This is a genomic window from Micromonospora sp. M51 (assembly GCF_018070305.1).
GTDB classification, from domain to species: Bacteria; Actinomycetota; Actinomycetes; order Mycobacteriales; family Micromonosporaceae; genus Micromonospora; species Micromonospora parva.
This window is the reverse complement of record NZ_JAGPXZ010000945.1, coordinates 1-2,030: the sequence shown is the minus strand read 5'-3', so window position 1 is coordinate 2,030 and position 2,030 is coordinate 1. Positions and strand designations below refer to the sequence as shown.

The following is a 2,030-nucleotide window of genomic DNA, read 5'->3' as shown; positions in this document are numbered from 1 at the left end:
TCCGAGAGCTGGTGCGACCGGTGCCGGCGCCGCTGAACGTGCTGGCCGGGCCCGGTGCGCCGACAGTGCCGGAGTTGGCGCGGCTGGGGGTGGCCCGGGTGAGCCTCGGCTCCTCGGTCGCGGAGGCCGCGTACACGGTCGCCCGCCGCGCGGCGGATGAGGCGCTCGGCGCGGGCACGTACGGCGCGCTGGCGGACGCCCTCGACCACGGCACCCTCAACGCGTTGATGCGCTGAGCGGTGTGGCTGCGCCGCGCGCTGTCCGGCGTATCCAAGGTCGTCGTGCGACGAGCCGGCCGTCCCTCAGCGGGGCGACCGGCTCGGCGTCACGGTGATCCGGGCGGCGCCGTCAGCGGCGCCGGGGGGCCGGGTCACAGCGGCGGCGCGATGTCCCGCCGCTCCTCGACCTGGCGGTACTCCACCGGCTGTTCGGTGGTGGTGACCACCTGACGGCGGCGACCCCAGATCAGCGTGGTCATGATCAGGCCGAGCAGTCCGGCGCCCATCAGGATCCAGCCGACCACGTCGAGGTTGATGCCGCCGACGCTCGCGTCCAGTGCGAAGGTGAGGATCGCGCCGAGCGCGATCAGGAAGATGCTGGTGCCGATACCCACGACAGCCTCCTTAAGGGGGTGTGGTGCGCTGTCGAGCCCTTCAGTACCCCGGTGGCGACCAGCGCAACCGCCGACCGGCCAGGGTGCCGTGCCAAGCGATCTTGGCATCGGGTAGAGTTCACCTGTCGCCGACGCGAGTCGGGGACGTGCGGACGTAGCGCAGCTGGTAGCGCATCACCTTGCCAAGGTGAGGGTCGCGGGTTCGAATCCCGTCGTCCGCTCGCGATCCGCCCCCCACGGGGGGCCACCACGGGCGATTGGCGCAGTGGGAGCGCGCTTCCTTGACACGGAAGAGGTCACTGGTTCAAACCCAGTATCGCCCACCATCTCCACCGGCACATCGACTGGCCCGTTACCGGACATCCGGTGACGGGCCTCGGCGTTCCGGCCCGCACCACCGGGGGCGTCTGTTCACTCGCCGGCGCGGAGCACCTCACTGAGCCGGTCGCGTCGCCGCAGCGCCGACTCGACCGGGACGACAGTGGCGGCCACCGCCAGCAGCACCACGCCCACCAGGCCGAGCAGCCACCACGGCAGGACCGTCGCCGGGTCGCCGGGCTGGCCGGTGAGCACCCGCAGGTCGAGCGGGCCGAGCGTCAGGCGGGCCAGCAGTGCCCCGAGTAGTGGGCCGTACCCGGCGGTGACCACGACCGGCGGCAGCAGCTCTCCGGCGGCGACCCAGCGGGCGTCGCGGGGCCGCAGGCCGAGGGTGCGCAGCCGGACCAGTGTGTGCCAGCGCTCCGACGTACCGGCGGCGGCAGCCAGCAGGAGGCCGAGCAGCCCCAGCGTCACCAGCACCGCGGCGGCCGTCCACGCCAGCCGCAGCAGCCCCGCGGTCAGCGGAGCCACCCGCTGCGCGCGCAGGACGTCCGCGCGCAGCACGACGTCGGCGGCGACGCCGCTGTTCGACACGGCCCGCGCCGCGCCGGGACCGGTCACCCAGACGGTGTTCGCCACGGCGGGCAGGCCGGCGGCGGCGAGGGCCGTGGCGTCCACGACGACGACGTCGCCGGCGCCGCCGACGGCGGGCGCGGTACCGACCGCGGCGAGACGGATCGCCGGAGCGTCGTCGCGGGGTAGCTGCAGCCGGGCGCCGGTCCGCAGTTCGCTGTCGTTCGACAGGACCAACGCCGGTACGTCCCCGGGGGCGGGAGCCGGTGCGGAGAGCCGGGCCAGCGCCGGCGCGTCGGGCAACGGGGTGGTGGCCAGCAGGCGCTGGAACGCGGCGGCGTCCACGACGACCAGGCGGGGCGTGAACAGCGTCGATTCGGCGAAGACGCGCGCCGATTCGGTCACCTGCGCGACGACGACCTGCTGCACCCCGGGTGCGGCGGCGACGCGATCGGCCAGTGCGGGCGTCGCCGCCTGCGCGTCGGTGCCGAGGTCGAGGCGGGCGTCGGCGCCGACGGTGCTCCAC

The 2,030-nt window shown here is 74.8% G+C and carries 3 protein-coding genes and 2 tRNA genes; 3 read left to right on the top strand and 2 right to left on the bottom strand.

All coding sequences use genetic code 11. The features are described from left to right. Positions 1–236: isocitrate lyase/phosphoenolpyruvate mutase family protein (locus KBX53_RS31085; protein WP_210863304.1), on the top strand; the 236-nt coding region annotated here is incomplete at its 5' end. Positions 237–370: 134 nt separating this feature from the next. Here KBX53_RS31085 and KBX53_RS31080 read toward each other — a convergent pair. After that, entirely contained in the window at positions 371–613 is a 243-nt protein-coding gene (locus KBX53_RS31080; RefSeq protein WP_030336096.1) for a DUF6458 family protein, read from the bottom strand. 148 nt (positions 614–761) lie between these two features. Here KBX53_RS31080 and KBX53_RS31075 point away from each other — a divergent pair. Then, positions 762–834: transfer RNA gene (locus KBX53_RS31075), tRNA-Gly, on the top strand. A 30-nt stretch (positions 835–864) separates the two neighbouring features. Further along, a tRNA-Val gene (locus KBX53_RS31070) sits at positions 865–939 on the top strand. Positions 940–1,024: 85 nt separating this feature from the next. Here the strand turns inward: KBX53_RS31070 and KBX53_RS31065 are convergent. Continuing rightward, positions 1,025–2,030: FtsX-like permease family protein (locus KBX53_RS31065; RefSeq protein ID WP_309140900.1), on the bottom strand; the 1,006-nt coding region annotated here is incomplete at its 5' end.